This is a genomic window from Frigoribacterium sp. ACAM 257, from assembly GCF_007954365.1.
Classification (GTDB): domain Bacteria; phylum Actinomycetota; class Actinomycetes; order Actinomycetales; family Microbacteriaceae; genus Frigoribacterium.
Genome location: NZ_VOLO01000002.1, coordinates 499,223 through 520,597, shown reverse-complemented (window position 1 = coordinate 520,597; position 21,375 = coordinate 499,223). Strand labels below are relative to the sequence as shown.

Genomic DNA, 21,375 nt, shown 5'->3' with positions numbered 1-21,375 from the left:
CTCTGTCCCTTTACTTCGAAGCCAGTTCGGCGGCCTTGTCGGCAGCCTCGTCCATGGTCGCGACGACGGTGACCAGCGGGTGCGCCGCCTCCGCCAGGATCCGTCGGCCCTCGTCGACGGCGTTGCCGTCGAGGCGGACGACGAGCGGCTTGGTGGCCGCGTCGCCGAGGATGCCCAGGGCCGAGACGATGCCGTTCGCCACGGCGTCGCAGGCGGTGATGCCGCCGAAGACGTTGACGAAGACGCTCTTGACCTGCTCGTCGCCGAGGATGACGTCGAGGCCGGCGGCCATGACCTCGGCGCTCGCTCCGCCGCCGATGTCGAGGAAGTTGGCGGGCTTGACGCCGCCGTGTGCCTCGCCGGCGTAGGCGACGACGTCGAGGGTCGACATGACGAGCCCTGCGCCGTTGCCGATGATGCCGACCTCGCCGTCGAGCTTCACGTAGTTGAGCCCTGCGGCCTTCGCCTTGGCCTCTAGCGGGTCCGCCGCGTCGGCGTCCTCGAGGTCGGCGTGGTCGGGGTGGCGGAAGTCGGCGTTCTCGTCGATCGTGACCTTGCCGTCGAGGGCGACGATGTCGCCCTGCTCGGTCAGCACGAGCGGGTTGACCTCGACGAGCGTCGCGTCCTCGCCGGCGTAGACCTCGTACAGCTTGACGAGCACGGGGGCGACCTTCGAGACGAGCTCGTCGGGGAACCCGCCTGCACGGGCGATCTCCTCTGCCTTCGCGAGGTCGATGCCCGCGAGCGGGTCGACCTCGACGCGAGCGAGGGCCTCGGGCTTCTCGACGGCGAGCTGCTCGATCTCCATGCCGCCCTCCACGCTGCAGAGCGAGAGGTACGAGCGGTTCGCCCGGTCGAGCAGCACCGAGAAGTAGAACTCCTGGGCGATCTGCGCGCCGCCGGCGACCATCACGCGCTTGACGACGTGGCCCTTGATGTCGAGCCCGAGGATCGCCTCGGCCGCGGCCTCTGCGTCGTCCGGGTTCTTCGCGACCTTGACGCCGCCGGCCTTGCCTCGGCCACCGACCTTGACCTGGGCCTTGACGACGGTCACGCCGCCCATCTGCTCGGCTGCGGCTCGCGCCTCTTGCGGGGTGTCGGCGACGACTCCCGGCAGGACGGGCACGCCGTAGGACTCGAACAAGTCCCTGGCCTGGTACTCGAAAAGATCCACGCTGTTCTTCCAATCCGCATCGCTGCGCCAGTGCTCTGGAGGGGCTGCCGACCGAGTCGGCACCGGCCTCGTCGCCCACCTCGCGTCTGTCTCGACGTCGGGACGAACAGGCCTCGGCCAGCCTAGCGCCTGGCCTCCGGGCCCCTCCCGGGGGCGGACCCGAGGAGGCGCGGAGGGGTACTCTCCCGGCCCCGGGGTACGGAGGGGGAGGAGTCTCTGCCGATCCCCTGTGGACGACGCGCGTGTCGGTGGCCCCCGGCATCGTATGGACCGTCTCGGCGCGCTCCGGCGCCGGGACGCACCACGAGGACGTCGCATGACCACCACCCGCACCGCCCGCAGCACCCGCAGCACCCGCAGCACCCGCAGCACCCGCAGCACCGACGGCAACACCGATCGCGACCGCATCGCCGACGTCGCCGCCCGCCTCTTCGAGTGGGACGACCTCAAGCCCGCCCAGGTCGAGGCGGTCGAGTCGCTCCTCGGCGGCCGCGACACGTTCGGCATCATGCCCACGGGCTTCGGCAAGAGCGCGATCTACCAGGTAGCGGGCGCGCTGCTCGGCGGCCCGACCGCCGTCGTCTCGCCGCTGATCGCGCTGCAGGCCGACCAGGTCGCGGGGCTCGTCGGGCACCCCGACGCCCCGCCCGCCGTCGACGTCAACTCGGGCCACACCGACGACGAGAACGACGAGAGCTGGGGGCGCGTCGACGCCGGCGAGGTCACCTACGTGTTCCTGGCCCCCGAGCAGCTGGCCCGCGACGAGACGGTCGAGCGGCTGGCGCGCGCGGGCGTGGCCCTGCTGGTCGTCGACGAGGCGCACTGCGTGTCGTCGTGGGGCCACGACTTCCGGCCCGACTACCTGCACCTCGGCGAGATCGTCGAGCGGCTGGGCCGACCCCCTGTGCTCGCGCTGACGGCGACCGGCTCCGGACCGGTGCGTGACGAGGTGATCGAGCGGCTGCGGCTGCGCGACCCGCTCGTGATCAGCCGCGGCTTCGACCGCCCGAACCTGTCGCTCGCCGTGCACCGCCACGAAGACGAGGCCGAGAAGCGCCGCGCGATCGTCGAGCAGGTCGCCGAGCTCACGACGCCCGGCATCGTCTACGTCGCCACCCGCAAGGAGAGCGAGCGCTACGCCGACGAGATCGGCGAGCGCTGCCCCGACCGCACCGTCGAGGCGTACCACGCGGGCCTCCGCTCGGCTGAGCGGGGTGCCCTGCACGAGCGGTTCCACGCCGGCGAGATCAACGTGATCGTCGCCACGAGCGCCTTCGGCATGGGCATCGACAAGCCCGACGTCCGGTTCGTCGTGCACGCCGACGTGCCCGAGTCGCTCGACGCCTACTACCAAGAGATCGGGCGCGCCGGGCGTGACGGCGAACCCGCCGACGCGACCCTGCACTACCGGGCAGAGGACCTGTCGCTGCGGTCGTTCTTCGCGGCGGGGCTGCCGTCACGAGCCGAGCTGCGGCGGGTGCACGAGGCGATCCGCGCCTCCTCGGGTCCGGTGAAGCGCACCGTGATCACCGAGGCGACCGGGCTCAAGCCGCGGCAGGTCTCGCGACTCGTCGACCTGCTGCTCGAGGCGGGCGTCGCCGCCGAGACCAAGGCGGGCTACGAGGTCACGACCGATCTCGGGTCGAAGGAGGCGGCCGAGGAGGCGCGCCAGATCGCCGAGGGACGCGAGCGGGTCGAGAAGTCGCGCATCGAGATGATGCGCACGTACGCCGAGTCGCACGGCTGTCGGCGGAGGTTCCTGCTCGGCTACTTCGGCGAGGAGGCGCCCGAGCGCTGCGGCAACTGCGACGACTGCCGTGCCGCCGCGGCCGAGCCGGACCGCCCGGCCGACGCCGAGGAGGCGCGGGTCGACGACCCGGAGCACGCTCCCCTCTTCGACCCCGACACCCGCGTCTCGCACCCTGCCTGGGGCGAGGGCACGGTGATGAGCACCGAGGGCGACCGCATGACGGTGTTCTTCGAGGGCGAGGGCTACAAGGTGCTCGCGCTGGAGGCGGTCGAGGAGAACCACCTGCTCACGGCCGTCTGAGCACGATCCCGGCGCTCGTTCCCTGTGAAGCTCCGCAGGGGCCGGGGCACGGGGCGGGAGTAGACGGGAACCACCTGACACACACGAGAGACACGGAGAACGAGATGTCGAAAGACAAGAACGTCGCCACCCAGCAGCTGCTCGGCGAGATCCTGACCGCCCGCGAGATCGACCGACTCGGCGAGGGCTTCCACGCCGCCGTCGTCGACCACGACCCGGCGCCGGGCGCACCCGCGGGCGTCGAGGGCATCAAGGCGTTCTGGCGCGACTTCTTCACCGCGTTCCCCGACGCCGACCTGGGCGTCGAGACGCTCGTCGCCGACGACGAGAACGTCACGGCGGTCTTCACGATCAAGGGAACGCACACCGGGCCGTTCCAAGGCCACCAGGCCACGGGCAAGAGCTTCACGGTGCGCGGCATCCAGGTCGGTCGCTTCGACGACGACGGCCTGCTCGTCGAGCGCTGGGGCGCCACCGACGAGGCCGGCCTGATGCAGCAGCTCGGCCTGGCCTGAGCCGCTCCCCCACCAGGAGTACCGCACCACCGATCGGAAGGACGCACCATGAGCGACACCCAGACCCCCGCATCCTCGGGCGACGAGCCCTACGACGAGGAGACCCAGTTCGAGGAGAGCCAGCAGATCGTCACGAACGACGCGGTCGCCGGCGAGACCGTGCTGCCGGGCCTCGGCGACGGCAACGACGGCCCCACCGGCGGCTCGCCGCGTGAGGCCGAGCCGAGCCTCGCCGAGAACGACCTCGACGACCAGGACGTCGACCTCGACGAGACCGAGTAGCGCGCAGCACCACCGCGACGCCCGCCCACCGCACAGCGGTTGGCGGGCGTCGTCGTATCCGCGCTCATTGAAGGGCCCAGCAGAACCCGCCGCTACACCTCTCGCCCAAGGCCTCGGGGCACCCAGCCTCAGCACGTCACTTCCGATGTAATTGATACTTGACAATGTGACATTTTGTTTGCGAGGGTCTGGGAACCGGTCCGACAAATGGACCGTCCACCTGAATCGGAACGAGGACGTTCATGTCTGCAGGCTCCACACTCGCTACCACTGGTCTCACGATTGCCCTCTCGACGTGTCTCGTCGTGACGAATGCTGTCTCGGCGCAGGCCGCAACTCAGGGCCCAGTCGCCGAGGCCTCTGTCTCGGTGGCTCCCGAGACCGCCGCCCCTGAGGCCAACGACGCGGAGACAGCTGCGGTTCCGATCATCGCGATCGTCATGGCCGCGATCGCCGTGGGGGGCTCGTACTACGGCATGGGGACGGCAGCCGGCGAGAAGGCCTACTACGCCGGCCTGCGCAACCAGGAGTACCAGAACGTCAAGTGGAAAGTTCGCACGGCAGCCATGGGCGCCCTCGGCGTGGTCGGGGGCCCGATCTTCATGACAGGCTTCGAGAACAACTTCTACTCGATGATCTGACCATGACGCGTCTCGAGCTTCAGATCTTCCTCGCCGTCGTCGCGGCGGTCGCGATCTTGCAGGCAGCGGCGGCTGCCCTTCGACCTGGCGGGTCGATCAGTGTCGGCATCGCCATCGCGGCAGCCCTGATCTGCATCGTCGCGTGCGCTCTCCGGCGCGATCGGACAGAGCGCAAGACCAAGCCCGGCGACGATTCACCTGAGCAAGAGAGCCCGCAGATCGTCACGAACGACGCCGTCGCCGGCGAGACCGTTCTCCCGAGCCTCGGCAACGGCAACGGCAACGACGGTCCCACCGGCGGCTCGCCGCGTGATGCGGCCTGACCGACGCGAAAGCGACGAAGCTCCGCGGAACATCGCGGACCTTCGTCGCTTTCGCGTCGGTACCGGCGGGCACATCAGCCGCTGAAGAGGCGGGGGGCTCCTTCCTCCCCTGACGCGGCCTCGTCCCGTGCCGTCCACAGCGGGCGGTGACGAGCGAGCCCCTCCCTCCCGCTCCCCGTCATCGTCGTCGCATGACACCTCAGACCGCCCCACCACGGGCACACCATCATCTGCTCCTTCCCCTCCTGCTCCTCCTCGTGGCGGTGCTCGTCGCACCGCTCGGCTTCGCCTCCCCCGCGAGGGCCGTGACCTCGACGGGTCTCGGCACCGGGTACCTCTGGCGGGGCGACGGCGTCTCGTACCTCGGTACGTACCTCCTCGCCGACGGCCGCAAGGCCTTCTGCCTCGAGGCCGGCAAGTCCTCGCCGGTGGGCAACGAGTACGACACCGCGACCGGACCCGACGTCTTCGACATCTCGAGTGACGACCACGCACGGCTCGCCTACATCGCACGCACCTGGGCCGGCACCGACGACCAGGACACCGCGGCAGCCGGCCAGCTCGCCGTCTGGACCATCACGGGCCTGGCCGGCAAGAGCGCGCGCTACTACGCAGGACGCGCCAACGAGCGCTGGCCGATCGTCATGGAGAAGATGCAGCTGATGCTCGACGAATCCGCCCGTGAGGCCTCGACCTCCGTGTCGGCCTCGATGGCAGTCGACCTGCAGCCGGACGGCAGCGGCACGCTGCGCACGGACGTCGTCGTCGACGGCGTGGCCGGAGGCCCGGCAGTCCTCGACCCCGCGTTCTCGGGAGCCGTCTCGCTGACCGGCGCCGTCTTCGACGACGGGAGCGCCGCCTCCTCGCCACGGAACGGCGAGACGGTGTCCTTCCGGGCGACCGGCGACCTGCCCGAGATGACCGTCGGAGTGGAGGCCCGCTTCGACGACCTGCCGTACGGCCGCGTGATGACGGTGGGCAACAGCGCCGCGGGCTCGCAGATGATCCTCTTCTCCGGGGGCGCGAGCGTCACGGCGACGGGCACCGCGAGCGCCAGCGCGTTGTCGCCCCTGCCCTTCCGCCCTCGTGTCTCGACCGTGACGAGCGACGCCGTCGCCGCGCGGGGCGCGGTGCTCACCGATCAGCTCGCACTCGCCGTGGAGCCGGGCGCGGGGCTCCTGTCCGAGTGGGGGCGCATCGTGGTCGACGGAGGCTGGGCGCCGATCCCGGTGACGGTGCGCAGCCGCCTCCTCGGCCCGTTCTCCGAACGCCCGGTCGAGGCCGCCGACTGGCCGGCCGACGCGCCCGTCGTCTGCGATGTCGCACTGCGGGTGGTGGAGGGCCCGGGCACGTACACGACGCCGGGCTGCGAGCTCCCCGACGGCGGCTGGTACACCTGGGTCGAGACGATCGACCCTGCCGACACCGCCGTCGAGGAGGGCCGCGATCGACTGCAGGGCTGGAGGTCCGCGTTCGGCACGGCGACCGAGTCGACCGTCGTCCCCTGGGCTCCGCACATCGACACGACCGTGGTGGGCGCCTCGGTCGTCGAGCCCGGCACGTGCGTCAGCGACTCGCTCGAGGTGAGCGGCTGGAACCCCGAGGTCGAGGAGGTGGTGGTCGACACGCTGCTCGTCGGCCCCTTCGCCGAGCTGCCGGCCGAGGGCACCGAACTGGGCGACGTCGACGACCTCGAGGCCGACGGCCTCGTCGCGGGACGTGCCTCCACGACCCTGACCGGGGACGGGTCGGTCGAGACCGAGTGCATCGAGGCGTCCGAGGCAGGCGGCTACGCGTTCGTCTACTCGTCTGGCGGCACACCTGCGGGAGCCGACGACCACCAGGTCGTGCCGGCGTTCGCCGACACTCGGTTCCACACCGCCGAGTCGTTCCGGGTCGAGGCGCACGTCGAGCCGCCCGCGCCGGTCGAGCCGACTGCATTGGCCTTCACCGGGAGCGCACCGGGCGGCATCGCCTTGGGCATCTCCCTCGCCGGTGGGCTCCTCGTCCTCGGTGCGGCGACCGCCCACATCGCCAGGCGCCGTCGACGCGACGGGCTCGCGCGCGTGTCCGATCTCAGCCCGGAGCCCACCACCTCGACGGCGATCGACCTTCGATGACGGGACGGGGGCAGCGCTGCAGCACGACGGTCGGGTCAGGGCGACGGAACCTGGGCCAGCTGGACGACGCCGTCGCCGACGTTGACCTGCGCCACTCCGACGCGCGGGCGGACGGACAGAGAGCTCCGTGGCACGACAGCCCCGATCAGGTCGCCCTCCGCGGGCACCTGCGGGCTGAGCAGGGCGCCGCAGCGCCCCCGTCTCAGGTCGACGTGCCACCCCGTGAACCCGAGGGCGAGCTCCGACGAGGAACCCCCGGCGACCAGGCCCTGCCCCCGTTCCCCACACGACGCGATGAAGTCGACCAGCCATGCCGCTGCGGGGCAGTCCTTGATCGTCTCCGCGTCGTCCACCACGAGAACACGGCGTCGCTGCCCGCCGTCGAACCACGGCGCGAGGTCGGCGGCGGACACGGCCGCCGTCGCGAGCACCGAGAGGACGCCGGGCACGGCCTCGAGCTCACGGAGCGGCGAGGCACGCGGGGCGACCACGACGAGCTCGACGTCCTGTGCCAGGAGGGATCGCGCCATGCTCAGGAGCACGGTGCTCCGTCCACTGCGACCGGGCCCTGCGACGAGGAACGTTCCTGCTCCGGCGGCGAGATCGGGGCCGACCACGCCCATGTCGTCGCCCCCGAGACCGACCATGGCGACCATGGCGTCGGCCGTGATCCCCGGCGAGCGCCGGGCCCACGCATCGGCGAAGCCCACCGGCCCGTCGAGGCGCTCGAGGCGGAAGGGACGCCGGGCCGCCGGTACCGTCCTGTCCCGCTCCGTCGCGGACGAGCCGCGGACCCGCAGGGACTCGGCCTGGGCGCTGGCAGCGGGATCGCCACAGAGGAGAGCGACCTGCGTCTCGACGGCCGTCTCCGACGTGAACCCCCGCCCGTCCCCGATCTTCTCCGGCAGCGCCCGGGGCGACAGACCGACGAGCCCGTAGTCGGAGCGGTCCGCGAGGCGGAGGACGAGCTTGTCCTCGACCATGGTCGCCAACCGGCCGGTGATGAGCTGACGGTCACCTGTGACGACGAGGTGCACCCCGACGCCCGGGCCTTCTCGCAGCAGGAAGGTCACCTGCTCCACGGGCTCCCCGTGGTCGAGTTCGCCGATCGACGCCGTGAACCCCTCCCAGCGATCGATCATCAGCACGACGTGCGGCATGCGGTCGGCAGGGGCCGAGGCCCGTCGTTGCTCGACGATGCCGCCGTGTCCCCGCCGAGCGAGCTCGTCCTGCCGGCGCAGCGTCTCCGAGACGAGGCGCGTGAGCAGGCGGCGCACACGATCGACCTCACTCCGCTGCACGACTGCACCGGTGTGGGGCAGGGCTGTGAGCGGCAGCAGGGCACCGCTGCCGCAGTCGATGCCGTAGAGGTGAACGTCTGAACAGGACGTCCGGTCGGCTGCGGAGGCAGCCAGGGCCCGGAGCACCTGCGACCGCCCCGATCGAGGAGACCCGACGACGAACAAGTGACCGGCAGCGTCGAGATCGAGGACCGCCGGCGCCTGAGCCTGTCGGGCCGGGAGGTCCCGCAGGCCGAAGGGCAACACCGCCCTCTCGGCGGCTCCGACCCGCGTGTCGTCGCTTCGGCCGGCCTGAACCGTCCCCGGCGCCTCGGGCAGCTCGTCGAGGAGCACGACCTCGGGCAACGCGTCGAGCCAGGGGCGGTGCGGGGCCGATCCTCCGCCGAGCTGATGGGCAGCGACCGCGGCACCGACCAGCAGCGCGAGGTCCGTGAGCTCGCCGTCGTCCGCCCGTTCCACCTCGGGAGGCAGTCTCGGGATCGAGCCGATCGTCGACCACTCCAGCCGAGAGCTCCACACGGGCCCCGTCCTCGTCACGACGGCGCCGGGCGGCCGCCCGCCGACCCGACCGGCCTGGAACGGGAGGAGAGCGCCGGCACCGAGCCTGACGAAGGCCCGGCCAGGGGTGGTGGGCGAGATCGCAGAGGCGTCGGGGGCGTCGATCACGTCGGTGCTCTCGGCGGGATCCGTCACGCGCAGGGCGATGCGCAGAGCCGTGTTGGCGCGGATGTCGGCCGAGACGACGCCTGTGGGCCGTTGGGTGGCGAGCACGAGGTGGATGCCGAGGGACCGTCCGCGCTGCGCGATGTCGACGAGACCGGTGACGAAGTCCGGCAGCTCCCGCACGAGGGAGGCGAACTCGTCGATGACGATCACGAGCCGCGGCAGGGCGGTCGCCAGCTGCCCGCGGGCGACCTGGTCCGCGTGGTCCTCGATGTCCTTGGCGCCCGCCTCCGCCAGGATGAGCTCACGCCGGTGGAGCTCGGCCCGGAGCGAGGTCAGCGCCCGCTCGACGAGGTGGCCGTCGAGGTCGGTCACGGTCCCCACCGTGTGCGGGAGCGCTGCGAAGTCCCGGAACGCGGCGCCGCCCTTGTAGTCGACGAGGACGAACGTCACGGCGTCGGTGTCGTTGGTGGCGGCCAGCGACGCGACGAGGCTCTGGAGCAGCTCGGACTTGCCCGACCCTGTCGTGCCCGCCACGAGGGCGTGGGGGCCGTCTGCGCGGAGGTCCACGGCGAACGGGCCGTCGATGCTCTCCCCCAGCACGACACGGGTGCTCGGCCCCAGCCGCCTCCAGCGGTCCAGGACGGCAGCACCGTCCGGCTCGTCGAGACCGAGCAGGTCGAGGAGGCGGGAGGACGAGGGCAGGCCGCCCGCCTCGCCCCCGTGGTCGATCTCCACGACCGGGGCGACGGCCCTCGCGACCGCTTCGTGCCAGCCCTCGGGCAGCTCGTCCGCGAGCACCTCCTGCACGCTCGCGGTCCGTTGGGCGGCGACACGGTGGCGATGGGCCTCGGCGGACACGACGGCCACGCACTCCTCGGGCAGGGAGCGCTCGTCGACGTCGAGGCAGATCGCCCAGACCCTGACCGACGGTCCTTCCTTGAGCACCGTGACGAGACCTGGCAGGCTGCGCAGCCGCCGTGCCCCGTCCACGACGACCACCACGTCGGGGGCGTCGACGTCGACGGCACCGCGCGGCTCGCGGGCGGCCCGTCGCCGGGCCGCGATGAGGGCGGTGAGCTCGGCGAGCCGTCGAGCGATGCCCTCTGCGTCGTGGCCAACACGGCTCGAGCACGTCGTCGGCTCGCCGGGACGGGTGTGCGGCAACCATCGCAGCCACGACCAGTGCTCCTCACCGGAACCCGAGGTGAGCAGCACGACCTCGACGTCGCGGGGGCTCTGCAGCACGCCGATCTGCGCCAGCCACCACGCGGCGAGCGGCCGGGCGTGCTCGTCACGACCGGCGATCCCCACGACTCCGCAGCGGGGGAGGTCGACCGTGACGGGGACGGCGTGGGCCTCTCGCGCGACGGTCCGCAGGTGCTCGAGCTCGCGCGGGTCGTCGATGGTGACACCGGAGGGGTGGTCGGCCGTGCCGACGCGGAGAGCGAGGTGATCTGGATCGGCGCGTCGTCGCTCCCAGAGCCGCGCTCGACGACGCACGGCGGTGTCGAGCACGGCGGCCGGGTCGGGACAGCTCGCACGGAGTTCCTGCTCGTGCCGGTGCACAGCGTCGTCCGCGGCGGTCAGGACCGACGTCGTCGCGGCCTCGTGCTCCGCGAGCCGCCGCCGATGGGTCAGTCTGCCGTTCCGCCGGTCGGACACGTAGTTGGCGATCATCACGATCGGCGACATGAGACCGAACGCGAGGTACATCAGGTGTCCGAAGATGCCGACCATGACTCCGGCCATCGCGAGCGGCGCGAGGGCTGCGACGACCGGCAGGGGCCTCCTGGCCGGAGCCTCCGGTTCCGGTGGCAGGCGGAACGAGGTCGGCGGTGCTTCGGGGAGCAGCCGCGGCGGGCGGGCGAATTCCAGGCGCGTCCCGCTCGTGGCCACGTGGAGTGCGGCCCCGGGCCGGCGTCCGGCCGCGACCGCGAGAAGGACGTCCCCGATGCGGACGATCGACGACTCGCCCAACGGGACGGCCTCCACGAGCGGACGGCGGTCGACGGTCACGACGAGGTCTCCCCCGAGCCCGTCGGGGGCGCACGCCGAGGCGGGCTCGATGGTGAAGCGTCCCCCGCCGTCGAGACGCAGGACCGCGACGAAGGCCGGCACGTCGCCGACGAGACGAATCGTGGCCCGGTGCGACGATCCGATGATGCAGGCACCGGGATCGACGACGAAGACCGTCCCGGCGCCCGGCCCTCCGACGACACGGACGCTGGGCCCGTCGTCGGGAAGTGACGACGTCCCGTGAGGCGCGCCGATCGACAGCACGCTCGCCTCCAGCACGTGCCCCGCGGCCACACAGGCGTCGAGGGCCACCAGAGAGCCGTCGACGGTCACGGCCCGCTGCCCCGGCGCCTCTCGATCGGCGATCGTGGCGAGCCCGAGGTGCGGCAGCGCAGCGGTCACGAGTTGCCCGACAGTGGTGCCCGGGTCCACCTCCCAAGCCACGTCCGCGCTCCGACCGCTCACGGCGTCGTGGACAGTCGCTGAAAGCCTCACTCCGCGGGGACGACGCTGATGCCGTCGATGAACTCGTCGACGAGGGGCAGCAGGTGAGGCACGTCCTCGGGCGGACCTAGCTGGCAGGTGATGCGGAGGTCGAAGGGCTCTGACCGGAACGCGGTCGCGACCATCGTGGTCAACTGCCCGGCCACGTCGGCGTGCAGGAGGCCCCTGAGTCCCCGGCCGAGCCCAGCGGTCGTGATCTCGTGGAGCGCCGGCGGCTCCAGAGCGTCGAGATCCGTCGTGAGGACGAGGTGTCGCAGCAGGTCGTCACGGTCGCCCTCGCAGAAGGCGTACTGGATGCGCAGCAAGAGGAACTCGCTCGTGACCGCCGGCAGGTACAGGTACCGGAGCTCGTTCTCGTCCTGCCACTCGGCGAGGCGCTCGAGGGCCCTGGTGAGCCAGCGCTTGTTCGCCCTCGTGGTGCCGGACGAGCGAGCACAGACGTCGTGGACGGTGGCGGCGACCCAGGAGCGAGCCCCGTCGTGACCGTGGTGCGGCCACGACGGGGGCAGGCAGATCCACGTCGTCGGGTCGTACCCGACGAGGATCTCCATCGGACGGTCCTCACTCGGGGCAGCGGCGAGCTGTGCGTCGGTCATGTGCGTCTTCCTGGTCGTCGTCGAGATGTCTGCAGAACGTCGAGAGCCCCGTCACTCGATCGGCCGTTCGGTGATGAGGCGGCCACGGTCGTCCCGCCACCGCACGGTCGTGAGCATCGCCTCGAAGAGCTCGACGAAGGCCTCGGCCACTTCCCCGCGTCCCTCGCCCCGCTGTGTCGCGTCGGCGACGACCGTGAGGACGATCGAGACGAGCAGGTGGTCGTGCCCGGCCACGCGCGCGAGGACCGCTCGGCGCCTGAGCACCCGCTGGGGCTCGTGAGACGCCGCGCTCTCGAGCTCCCACGACACGGCAGGGTCGCCCCCGACGACGGTGGGCGTCGCGCCGCCGGCGATCCGGGCGAGGAGGAGTCGGTCGAGATCGCTGTGCTCGCTGCGTGTGACGGGCACGGCCGCGAAGACGACGCTGCACGCGACGCCCGCGTCCGGCACGGGGCCGGCGGTGATGTACGAGTCGAGCACCGCGTGGTGCACGTCTGCCTCGCCGACCCGCCGCAGAGCGTCGACGAAGCGCGTCTCGAACTCAGGGTCGGGGCTGGTCTCCCCGAGCTGGTCGAGCACCATCGAGAGAGCAGTCTCGGGACCCGCACCGCCAGGGATGCGAACGAAGCCGGGCGGCACCACGATCGAGTAGGAGGCGCCCCTGGCGCCCGAGGAGCGGGACACGTACTGCGCCCCCCTCACCGGAGGTCCTCGAGAGTCCGAGGCTGGCGAGCGAGTCGCGCCTCCTTCGTACGTGCCCTGCCAGCTCGTACGCGGAGAATCAAGACGTTCCCGAGACCAGCTGCGCCGACGAGACAGAGGAGAGCGCCGGGAATGAGCGAGTCGCGAGGCCATTCCGGCGTACCGATGAATGCAAGGGCGAAGAGCACACCATCCGCACCGGCGAGGATCGCGAACATCGACACTGTGGTCGGGGTCCACGTGGTCGGCGGCCATGAGGGTGCATGGACGGTCCGCGCCACCGCGATGACGAGCAGCGGGACGGAGACCCACCACGGCCACGACGGCAAGATCACCGGCGGCCAGTCTGCGCTCGTCTTCATGAGTTCCTCAGCGGGCGGTGAGGCCTCGCCGTTCGCCATCCGGATCAAGGACACCACGCCAAGAACGGCGCTGGCTCCCCAGTACGTCACATGGGCCAAGAGAACCGAGGCGAAGACTGCCCAGTCGAACCACGTCCTAGGTTGCCGGTGGCGCCGACTCACCACGCTGCACCGGTCAGAGCGCGAGATTGCCCCAGGGGAAGCAGCCCGCGAAGGTCCGTCATGACCGACCAGACATCAGGAGCGGCGCCCTGCGCCTGTCCTGCCCATGCCAGAGCTTGCAGGGCCTTCACGCGCCCCGCCAGCTCAGCGGCGTGCTGGAGCTCGGCCGCAGACACACCTGGCCGCCCCCTCACCAGATAGATCGAGAGGTGCGCGGCAGTCGCGTCGCCCCCTGCGAAGAAGAGCGATGAGTCGAACATGCGGGGCCTGCTGCGGTAGAAGGTCTTGGCCACGGTGGCCTGTGCCAGGGAGGTGGACATGCCGTCGTCCATCAGGGCTTGAGCTCGCGCCGTGCGTAGGCCGACCAACGAACTCCGCGCACTCTTTGCCAGGATTCGCCCAGTGCCGAAGGTGATCAAGGACAGAGCCGACAACCCCACGTCGAGAATCGTCGCAGTCCCTGCGAGCGCGCGTGCCGCAGTGATGCCGATGCTCAAGAGCGCCAGAGCCAGGGCCACTGGGCCGAGGCACGGGAATGCCATCGACAAGACGCCGACGATCATCCCCACGCGGTCGACGACTTCCAGGACACGGGCGATCCACGCGTCGTTCTCCTGCATCCAGTCCTGGAACGACTCGAAGCCGGGCGCGAGGACGTCACGCAGGGCCGAGGCGTCCCACGCGTCGGCGATCCCGTCCCCGACGTCGCCGACAGCCGCGCCGACTGCGTGGGCGACACCGCCGAGGTCGTCCCAGAACGAGTCGCGGAGCCCGTCGTCCGTGGCGTCGTCGATCCGCCGGATCGCGACCACGGCGGCGGCATCGGCCGCGGCGTGGGCGGCAGCGAGCCGCCGAGCCGACGTCGTCATCCGATCACGGGCTTCTCGGCGTCGTACCTCCTGCGCGGCGGCCCAGTCTTCGTACTGCTGCTTCGCCGGCCCTTCGGGCTCGAGCAGGGCGCGTCCTTCGTACGTCGTCACGAGGCGATCAGCGGCGTCGAAGTCGTCCCTCGCACGGTCGTTGTCACGGACCGCGGGACGCGAGTCATCGAGAGCACTCGCGAGGGAGTCGGCGTAGGACCCCAGGGCGGCCCCGGTCTCGGCGTAGCGACCTCGTGCGGCGCTCAGCCTGGACTCGAGGTCCGCCGCCTTGAGCATGAAGGCCGCCACAGCTTCGCTCTCGGCCGACTCGATGTCGAGGGACCTCAACGAGGACGCGGCCGATCCGACGGACTCGGCGGTGAGGCAGAAGCGCCGGGCCATCTGCCCGACGACGAGCGGATCGCCCGGGACCACGGCCAGGGGTGACGCCCACGAGTAAGCCATCAGTCGTCACCCGCCAACGACGCCGCCAGTTCGGCGTCGGCGTCGTCGAAGCCGTCCGCGATGCCGCGCGCGGACGTGCCCAGGTCGCCGATCGCTTCTGCCAGGCGCCGCCGTGTGTCGTCCCACCCGGTGGAGAACGACCGGACGCGCTGCACGAGGCCGGCGTGGCCGCAGGCGTCCGCGTCGTCGACACAGTCGCGCCCCGACTCGAACGCCGACTTCACCTCTCCGAGCGTCGCGAAGAGCGAACGGAGGTCTTCCGTGTCGACGGTGAGGCTCGATCGAGCCATGTCTTCTCCTTCTCTCAGGGGGACGCCCGCCCCGCCTCCTCGGCGAGACGGGCATCCGTCAGCGGTCCAGGCCTCAGCGGAGGCTGCTGGCGAGTTGCTCGTCGGTGCTCTGCAAGGCGTCGGCAGCGCCCTCGAGGAACCCGGCCATGCCCTCGATCGCTTGGATCGTCTTGCTCGCACCACTGGTGAACTCGGTGTACGACGCGTCGAAGGCCTTGGAGGAGCGGTCGGTGACGAAGCCCGAGCCGACCAGGTCGTCGATCTGCGATTTGAGCTGACTCAGCTGGTCCTCGATGGTCCGCTGTCCGTTGCGGAGTTGTGTCGCCTGGGTCCGGATGTCGTCGAAGGTGACGGAGACGTTTGCCATGGGTGGTCCTCTCTGCGCGACCCGCAGCGGATCGCATGGCATTAACATGTCACATGGACAGACCGTTCGGGTAATCATCCACAGGCAGGAGACGAGATGGCACGGAGATCGGACTCGTGGAGGGATCGCCGACGGGCGCCGCAGCATCGAGAACACTTCAGCGAGGACGATGTCGAGGTGCTGCGACGCGACGGCCTCCTCAGCAAGGTGGTCCGCCTGCCGTTCCCGGCTGGGGTCCCGTCGCTCGACCTCCCCCCTCCCCTGCGGATCGGCCTGACCACCTGGTCGGAGGCGTCGGCCACCTCAGCGCCTGTCCCAGCTGCCCCGCGGGACGCTCACCGCACTGACGGCGCTCACGACGCTCATCGCGCTCACGACCTGTGCCTCCCTGACGGGACGAGGGCTCGGGTCACCTCCGAGGGCCTGATCGTGGGCCGTCGTCGCCTCGCGGCGGCTGATCAGGAGGTGTCCACGACCGCGCGGCTCGAGCTCACCGATGAGTCGAGGTCGCTGTCGCGCGAACACGCTCGCCTCGTCGTCGACGCCCACGGCGTCGTGACGATCACCGACCTGGGCTCCGGGAACGGGACGACCGTGAGGCAGCTCCGAGGCGCGATGGTCGAGCTGGCGCCGGGAGCCCCGCTCACGCTGAGCATCGGCGACGTCGTCCACCTGGGCGGAACGACGGCGTCCCTGCAGGAGGCTCGCCCGAGCTCCTAGGGCTCCGGGAGCGCCCAGCTGCGCCTGGGCGTCTAGACCTTCTCGATCGGCGCGACCTTGATCAGCAGCTTCTTGCGGCCGGCGGTGTCGAAGAGCACCTCGGCGATGCGGCGGGCGCCCTCGCCGGTGACGGCCATGACGCGGCCCTCGCCGAAGTCGACGTGCGAGATGCGATCGCCCGTCTCGAGCACCAGGTCGCCGTTGTCGCGCACCGTGCCGGTGACGCGGTTCGCCCACTCGGTCTTCGGCTTCGTCTTCGCCGCCGCCGTGGCGCGGTCGTAGCTGCCGCTGCCGTAGCCGCCCGACGCGCGCGGGGTCGCCCCGCGGTTCGTGTCCGGGCCGCCCTCGCGACGCGCGTTGAGCGCCCGCGGCTGGGTGCCTCCTCGGCTGTTCGCCATGCCGGGCGACTGCTTCCAGTCGATCAGGTCGACCGGAATCTCTTGTAGGTAGCGCGACGGCATCGCCACGTTCACCTCGCCGAACTGGGCGCGGGTCATCGCGAGCGACAGGAACAGCTGCTTGCGGGCACGCGTGATGCCGACGTAGAACAGCCGGCGCTCTTCCGCAGGGCCGCCGGGCTCGCTCGCCGACATGCGGTGCGGCAGCAGGTCTTCTTCGACGCCGGTGAGGAACACCGCCTCGTACTCGAGGCCCTTCGCCGTGTGCAGCGTCATCAGCGAAACGGTGCCGCTCGAGTCGTCGAGGTCGTCGGCTGCGGCGACCAGCGTCACCTCGGTGAGGAAGTCGAGCAGGGTGCCGTCGGGGTTGTTCCGCTGGAACTCTTTCGTGACCGCGACGAGCTCGTCGATGTTCTCGGCCCGCGCCTCGTCTTGCGGGTCTCTCGACGCCCGCAACGCCTCCACCAGGCCGCTGCCCTCGATCAGCCGGGTGAGGATCTCGTGCACCGGCGCGGTGTCGGCCGTCGCCTGCACCTCGTCGAGCAGGGTCGCGAGACCGGTGATCGCCCCGGTCACCTTGGGGCCGAGGCCGAGTTCACGGGCGTTGCGCATGGCGTCGCGCAGAGGAGCCTCGCGCTCGTCGGCCCAGCGCTGCATCGCCGTCTCGGTCGCCGGGCCGATGCCGCGCTTCGGCACGTTCATGATGCGGCGCAGCGCCATCGGGTCGGAGGGGTTCGCGACCGTGATCAGGTACGCCATCGCGTCTTTGATCTCGGCACGCTCGTAGAACTTCGTGCCGCCGAGCACCCGGTACGGGATCGCCGAGCGGATGAAGATCTCTTCGAGTGCACGGGTCTGCGAGTTGGTGCGGTAGAAGACCGCGACGTCTTTGTAGGCCGTGCCCTGCTCGTGCAGCTTCGCGATCTCGTCGGCGACGAACTGCGCCTCGTCGTGCCCGGTGTAGCCCGTGAACCCGACGATCTTGGCGCCCTCGCCGACCGTCGTGAACAGGTTCTTGGCCTGCCGGTCGAAGTTGTTGGCGATGACGGCGTTGGCCGCGTCGAGGATGTTCTGGGTCGAGCGGTAGTTCTGCTCGAGCAGCACCACTTTCGAGTTGGGGAAGTCGCGCTCGAACTCGACGATGTTGCGGATGTCGGCGCCGCGGAACGCGTAGATCGACTGGTCGCTGTCGCCGACCACCGTCAGCGACGCCCCGGGGATGCGACCACTGCCGTCGCGCATCGACTGCACGAACTGCCCGCCGCGCTCGAGGGCGTCGACGTGTTCGGGGTCGACGGGACGCGTCAGCTCGCGGATCAGCGCGTACTGCGCGTGGTTGGTGTCTTGGTACTCGTCGACGAGCAGGTGGCGGAACCGCCGCTGGTACGTCGCCGCCACGTGCGGGAACGCCCGGAACAGGAACACGGTCTGCGAGATGAGGTCGTCGAAGTCGAACGCGTTCGCCTGCTGCAGCGACCGCGTGTACTGCCGGAAGATCTCGAGGAACATCACGTCTTGCGGGTCGCCCGCGTTGATCTGCCGTGCGTACGTCTCGACGTCGCTGAGTTCGTTCTTGAGCTTCGAGATCTTGCCCGCCGCCTGGCTGACGGTGAAGCCGAGAGAGTCGGCGTCGAGCTGCTTGAGGATGCGCTTGAGCAGCGCCTTCGAGTCGGCCGAGTCGTAGATCGTGAAGCTCTTCGTGAAGCCGAACTGCTCGGCCTCACGACGCAGGATGCGCACGCACGCCGAGTGGAACGTCGAGATCCACATGCCCTCGGCCGCCTGGCCGACGAGCTGCTGCACGCGCTCGCGCATCTCGGCCGCGGCCTTGTTCGTGAAGGTGATGGCGAGGATCTGGCTCGGCCAGGCCTCGCGCGTCGCGATCAGCCCGGCGATGCGGCGGGTCAGCACGCTCGTCTTGCCCGAGCCGGCACCGGCGACGATCAGCAGCGACTGCCCGCGATACTCGACCGCCTCTTTCTGCTGCGGGTTCAGCCCCGCGGTCAGGGGATCACCGGCAGAACCGGAAGCGTCAGAGGGCTCGAGCACGATCGTCATGGCGCGGCCAGTCTAAGCCGGGCCCCCGACATCCGAGCCGGTCGTGGGCAGTGCTGGACGCCGAGGTCAGAGCGGGACGCCGGCCGCCCACGCCACGAGCGCGGAGAGGCCCATCTGGGCGAGGGCGGCGAAGAAGACGACGTACCACGTCCCGCGCGGTGCGCTCGTGCGCACGTGGTCGAAGAGCCGGCTCGGCCAGGGGGCCCGGAACGGCCGCACCGGTGCGAGCCACCGCTCCGGCCGGGGCGGCAGCCGCCGGGCCGCGTCAGCGCCCGGCCTCCGCTCGTCACCGGTGTGCACCGCCGTGAAGAAGAAGCCCGCGAACCGCACTCCGGTCAGCAGCCAGCGGACCTCGAGGTCGGAGTCGGGGAGGTGCGGCGAGCGTCCCGTGCGCTGGGCCACCGCCTCCTCGTGTCGTCGTGCGCGGACGCGCGCGCCCCAGACGGCCGGCACGACGCTGGTGCTCAGGACGGAGCTCACGACCAGGCCGCACATCGTCGCGGCGAAGGGACCGGCGACGAACAGGCCCGCACCGGTTCCCTGCGCGGCCGAGACGGGGCCCGCCACCACCCACCCGGCCCAGAAGACGGCGACCGGCACCTGCACGAGAGTGAGCACGAGGGCACCGAGGCAGGCGACGACCGCCCGCACCAGCAGCACCTCCGAGCGCTGCCACCAGCGGTCAGCGCTCATGACCTCGCCCCCACAGCCCCTCGCGCACCGCGACCGCGCGCTCGGGGTGGTCGGCGAAGACGCCGTCGAGGCCGAGCGCCATCAGGTCGGCGAACTCCGACTCCCAGTCGCCCTCCGCCTCCTTGCCGCCGGCCTGGCGGTTGCCCTTCGCGAGGAACGCGTTCTCGATCCGCAGCGTCCACGTGAAAACGTCGAGACCGGCCGCGTGCGCCCGGTCGACCAGCTCGGGCCGGGTCTCGCCGGAGGCGCGGAGCAGCATCGCCTTGTCGAACGAGACCCCGTGCAGGCCCTGCCGCGCCAGGGCGGCCAGCGACGCCTCGTCGAGCTGGTCAGCGTAGGTCGGCGCCGCCGAGCCGAGCCGGGCGACCTGGTCGGCCGCCGAGCCCGCCTTCTCGACCAGCCACACGAGGCGGCCGCCGACGCCTCTCTCACGGAGCTGCCAGAGCACGGTCTGCTCGAAGCTCTCGACGGTGAGGCGCGGGTCGTCCGCCCAGCCGTGCTCGGCCAGCTCGGCGGCGACGAGCTCGTCGAGGGGCAGCCCGAGCGCCTCGAAGTGCTGGGCGTGCTTCACCTCGGCGACGAGGCCGACCGGCCGAGGGGCGTCGTCGAGCAGCCGGAGCAGGTCGCTCAGCCGCTGGATGCCACCCTCGCCGTCGTGCGCGGCACTGAGCGGACGGAGGTGCGGCAGGCGCTCGCGCACGGTCAGGGTGCTGAGCTCTGCCCAGGTGAAGTCCTCGGTGAACCAGCCCGCCACCTCCTTGTCCTCGATCTGCTTCGTGGTGCGCCGGTCGGCGAACTCAGCGTGGTCGGCGACGTCGGTCGTGCCCGAGATCTCGTTCTCGTGCCGCAGCACGAGAACGCCGTCGCGGGTGGGCACGATGTCGGGCTCGATCGCGTCGGCCCCCAGCTCGATCGCCAGGCGGTAGGCCGCCTCCCCGTGCTCGGGCCGGTGCCCGCTGGCTCCGCGGTGGGCGATGACGAGGGGGCGAGGCGACATGCCAGCCACGGTACCGGCGGCGGGCGACGCCGAGGAGGCGCGGCGTCGGCAGGCAGCCGCGCCCCCGGCCGAGAGAGGGTACAACCGTGCAGCCGGTGCACGTTCGCCTGTCGCGAATACGGGCCTCATCAGGCAAATCCCCAGCCCTCCCCTGGCCGACACCCGTTAGCCTCTTCTGTACGGCGACGCAGCACACAGCACCTCGCGTCGCGACCACGTCTCACGACCAGAAGAGGAACTCCCTTGGCATTCTCGAATCCCGGCTTCAGTCAGTCGCCGGCCTTCTCGGAGAAGGGCGCCGCCGTCATCCGGCAGGAGCGCGCCGCTGCGGGACAGCGCCCGGTCGAGTACAACGGCATGACCGCCGAGCAGCTGCAGGATCTGTACACGCAGCCCGCCGCCGGCCCGGCCGAGACCGACCGCATGACCTACGAGGACACGATCACGAAGACGGTCATCGCCTTCGCCGTCCTGCTCGTCGGAGCGGCGGTCGGCTGGTTCGTCCCGGCACTCGCCATCGTCGGCGCCATCGCGGGCTTCGTGCTCGCGCTCGTCAACATCTTCAAGAAGCGCCCGTCGGCCGGCCTCGTGCTCGCCTACTCGGCGGCCCAGGGTCTCTTCGTCGGCGGCATCTCGTCGATCTTCGAGGCTCAGTTCGACGGCATCGTCACGCAGGCCCTGCTCGGCACCGCCGCGGTCTTCGTCGTCACCCTGCTCCTCTTCAAGAGCGGCAAGGTCCGCGCGTCGAAGCGCGCCACGAAGATCTTCATGATCGGCATGGTGAGCTACGGCCTCTTCTCGCTGTTGAACCTCGGGCTCATGGCCTTCGGCGCGAACAGCAACCCCTGGGGCCTCCGCGGCGGCGACATCTTCGGCATCCCGATCGGCTTCCTCATCGGCATCGCCGTCGTCCTGATGGCCGCGTACTCCCTCGTTCTCGACTTCGACCAGGTCAAGACCGGCGTCGAGCGCGGCGCCCCGAGCATCTACGGCTGGTCTGCCGCGTTCGGCATCGTCATGACCGTGGTCTGGCTCTACGTGGAGATCCTGCGCATGCTCGCCATCCTGCGAGGCAGCGAGTAACGAGCGGCGACATCAGGAGGCGGGGCTCGT

At 71.0% G+C, this 21,375-nt stretch carries 18 protein-coding genes; 8 read left to right on the top strand and 10 right to left on the bottom strand.

All coding sequences use genetic code 11. The annotated features are described in order from the left end of the window. Positions 1-10: 10 nt before the first annotated feature. Positions 11-1,174 carry an ADP-forming succinate--CoA ligase subunit beta gene (gene sucC, locus ES689_RS08860; protein ID WP_146903023.1) on the bottom strand — a complete coding sequence of 388 codons (1,164 nt, stop codon included), beginning with the start codon at positions 1,172-1,174 and terminating at the stop codon, positions 11-13. Positions 1,175-1,490: 316 nt separating this feature from the next. Here sucC and ES689_RS08855 point away from each other — a divergent pair, with 316 nt between their 5' ends. The 6 genes from ES689_RS08855 (at position 1,491) to ES689_RS08830 (ending at position 7,105) form a co-directional block, all read left to right on the top strand. Beyond that, on the top strand, positions 1,491-3,224 hold the full coding sequence (locus ES689_RS08855; protein ID WP_146903020.1) for a RecQ family ATP-dependent DNA helicase: 1,734 nt from the start codon (positions 1,491-1,493) through the stop codon (positions 3,222-3,224). A 104-nt stretch (positions 3,225-3,328) separates the two neighbouring features. Continuing rightward, the gene (locus ES689_RS08850) at positions 3,329-3,739 is read left to right on the top strand and encodes an ester cyclase (protein WP_146903016.1); all 411 of its coding nucleotides are present in this window, start codon (positions 3,329-3,331) and stop codon (positions 3,737-3,739) included. A 48-nt stretch (positions 3,740-3,787) separates the two neighbouring features. Beyond that, on the top strand, positions 3,788-4,021 hold the full coding sequence (locus tag ES689_RS08845) for a hypothetical protein (protein WP_133738265.1): 234 nt from the start codon (positions 3,788-3,790) through the stop codon (positions 4,019-4,021). Positions 4,022-4,389: 368 nt separating this feature from the next. After that, entirely contained in the window at positions 4,390-4,662 is a 273-nt protein-coding gene (locus ES689_RS08840; protein ID WP_146903013.1) for a hypothetical protein, read from the top strand. A gap of 2 nt (positions 4,663-4,664) precedes the next feature. Further along, entirely contained in the window at positions 4,665-4,985 is a 321-nt protein-coding gene (locus tag ES689_RS08835; RefSeq protein ID WP_146903010.1) for a hypothetical protein, read from the top strand. 191 nt (positions 4,986-5,176) lie between these two features. Continuing rightward, on the top strand, positions 5,177-7,105 hold the full coding sequence (locus ES689_RS08830; protein ID WP_146903007.1) for a thioester domain-containing protein: 1,929 nt from the start codon (positions 5,177-5,179) through the stop codon (positions 7,103-7,105). Positions 7,106-7,140: 35 nt separating this feature from the next. Here ES689_RS08830 and ES689_RS08825 read toward each other — a convergent pair whose 3' ends face one another. From ES689_RS08825 to ES689_RS08800, 6 genes are all read right to left on the bottom strand, one after another. Beyond that, entirely contained in the window at positions 7,141-11,532 is a 4,392-nt protein-coding gene (locus ES689_RS08825) for an FtsK/SpoIIIE domain-containing protein (RefSeq protein ID WP_223269492.1), read from the bottom strand. A 47-nt stretch (positions 11,533-11,579) separates the two neighbouring features. After that, entirely contained in the window at positions 11,580-12,188 is a 609-nt protein-coding gene (locus ES689_RS08820) for a hypothetical protein (protein ID WP_146903001.1), read from the bottom strand. Between the two features lie 51 nt (positions 12,189-12,239). Further along, complete coding sequence (locus ES689_RS08815; RefSeq protein WP_146902998.1) at positions 12,240-12,890, bottom strand: hypothetical protein; 651 nt, start codon at positions 12,888-12,890, stop codon at positions 12,240-12,242. Positions 12,891-13,410: 520 nt separating this feature from the next. Then, entirely contained in the window at positions 13,411-14,583 is a 1,173-nt protein-coding gene (locus ES689_RS08810; RefSeq protein ID WP_146902995.1) for a hypothetical protein, read from the bottom strand. 155 nt (positions 14,584-14,738) lie between these two features. After that, positions 14,739-15,029: a hypothetical protein gene (locus ES689_RS08805; protein ID WP_146902992.1), complete on the bottom strand. Its 291-nt coding sequence runs from the start codon at positions 15,027-15,029 to the stop codon at positions 14,739-14,741. 73 nt (positions 15,030-15,102) lie between these two features. After that, positions 15,103-15,396, bottom strand: a complete 294-nt coding sequence (locus ES689_RS08800; protein WP_146902989.1) for a WXG100 family type VII secretion target — start codon at positions 15,394-15,396, stop codon at positions 15,103-15,105. A gap of 96 nt (positions 15,397-15,492) precedes the next feature. On the opposite strand from ES689_RS08800, the gene ES689_RS15865 reads away from it, so the two are divergent. Next, positions 15,493-16,116: an FHA domain-containing protein gene (locus ES689_RS15865; protein WP_146902986.1), complete on the top strand. Its 624-nt coding sequence runs from the start codon at positions 15,493-15,495 to the stop codon at positions 16,114-16,116. A gap of 32 nt (positions 16,117-16,148) precedes the next feature. On the opposite strand, the gene ES689_RS08790 is transcribed toward ES689_RS15865, so the two are convergent. From ES689_RS08790 to ES689_RS08780, 3 genes are all read right to left on the bottom strand, one after another. Next, positions 16,149-18,572 carry an ATP-dependent helicase gene (locus tag ES689_RS08790; protein ID WP_146902983.1) on the bottom strand — a complete coding sequence of 808 codons (2,424 nt, stop codon included), beginning with the start codon at positions 18,570-18,572 and terminating at the stop codon, positions 16,149-16,151. Positions 18,573-18,638: 66 nt separating this feature from the next. Then, positions 18,639-19,265, bottom strand: coding sequence for a hypothetical protein (locus ES689_RS08785; RefSeq protein ID WP_146902981.1), 627 nt, complete (start codon positions 19,263-19,265; stop codon positions 18,639-18,641). Next, complete coding sequence (locus ES689_RS08780) at positions 19,255-20,262, bottom strand: glycerophosphodiester phosphodiesterase family protein (RefSeq protein WP_146902978.1); 1,008 nt, start codon at positions 20,260-20,262, stop codon at positions 19,255-19,257. Before ES689_RS08780 ends, ES689_RS08785 begins: the two co-directional genes overlap by 11 nt. A gap of 243 nt (positions 20,263-20,505) precedes the next feature. Between ES689_RS08780 and ES689_RS08775 the strand changes: the two genes are divergently transcribed. Then, positions 20,506-21,345: a Bax inhibitor-1/YccA family protein gene (locus ES689_RS08775; RefSeq protein ID WP_146902975.1), complete on the top strand. Its 840-nt coding sequence runs from the start codon at positions 20,506-20,508 to the stop codon at positions 21,343-21,345. Positions 21,346-21,375: the final 30 nt, after the last annotated feature.

What these genes read in the sequence shown, in the direction of transcription:
- ES689_RS08845 (WP_133738265.1), top strand. Translation starts at nt 3,788, where the DNA reads ATGAGCGACACCCAGACCCCCGCATCCTCGGGCGACGAGCCCTACGAC.
- ES689_RS08780 (WP_146902978.1), bottom strand. Translation starts at nt 20,262, where the DNA reads ATGTCGCCTCGCCCCCTCGTCATCGCCCACCGCGGAGCCAGCGGGCAC.
- ES689_RS08820 (WP_146903001.1), bottom strand. Translation starts at nt 12,188, where the DNA reads ATGACCGACGCACAGCTCGCCGCTGCCCCGAGTGAGGACCGTCCGATG.
- ES689_RS08835 (WP_146903010.1), top strand. Translation starts at nt 4,665, where the DNA reads ATGACGCGTCTCGAGCTTCAGATCTTCCTCGCCGTCGTCGCGGCGGTC.
- ES689_RS08800 (WP_146902989.1), bottom strand. Translation starts at nt 15,396, where the DNA reads ATGGCAAACGTCTCCGTCACCTTCGACGACATCCGGACCCAGGCGACA.
- ES689_RS08785 (WP_146902981.1), bottom strand. Translation starts at nt 19,265, where the DNA reads ATGAGCGCTGACCGCTGGTGGCAGCGCTCGGAGGTGCTGCTGGTGCGG.
- ES689_RS08850 (WP_146903016.1), top strand. Translation starts at nt 3,329, where the DNA reads ATGTCGAAAGACAAGAACGTCGCCACCCAGCAGCTGCTCGGCGAGATC.
- ES689_RS08790 (WP_146902983.1), bottom strand. Translation starts at nt 18,572, where the DNA reads ATGACGATCGTGCTCGAGCCCTCTGACGCTTCCGGTTCTGCCGGTGAT.
- ES689_RS08855 (WP_146903020.1), top strand. Translation starts at nt 1,491, where the DNA reads ATGACCACCACCCGCACCGCCCGCAGCACCCGCAGCACCCGCAGCACC.
- ES689_RS08830 (WP_146903007.1), top strand. Translation starts at nt 5,177, where the DNA reads ATGACACCTCAGACCGCCCCACCACGGGCACACCATCATCTGCTCCTT.
- ES689_RS15865 (WP_146902986.1), top strand. Translation starts at nt 15,493, where the DNA reads ATGGCACGGAGATCGGACTCGTGGAGGGATCGCCGACGGGCGCCGCAG.
- ES689_RS08805 (WP_146902992.1), bottom strand. Translation starts at nt 15,029, where the DNA reads ATGGCTCGATCGAGCCTCACCGTCGACACGGAAGACCTCCGTTCGCTC.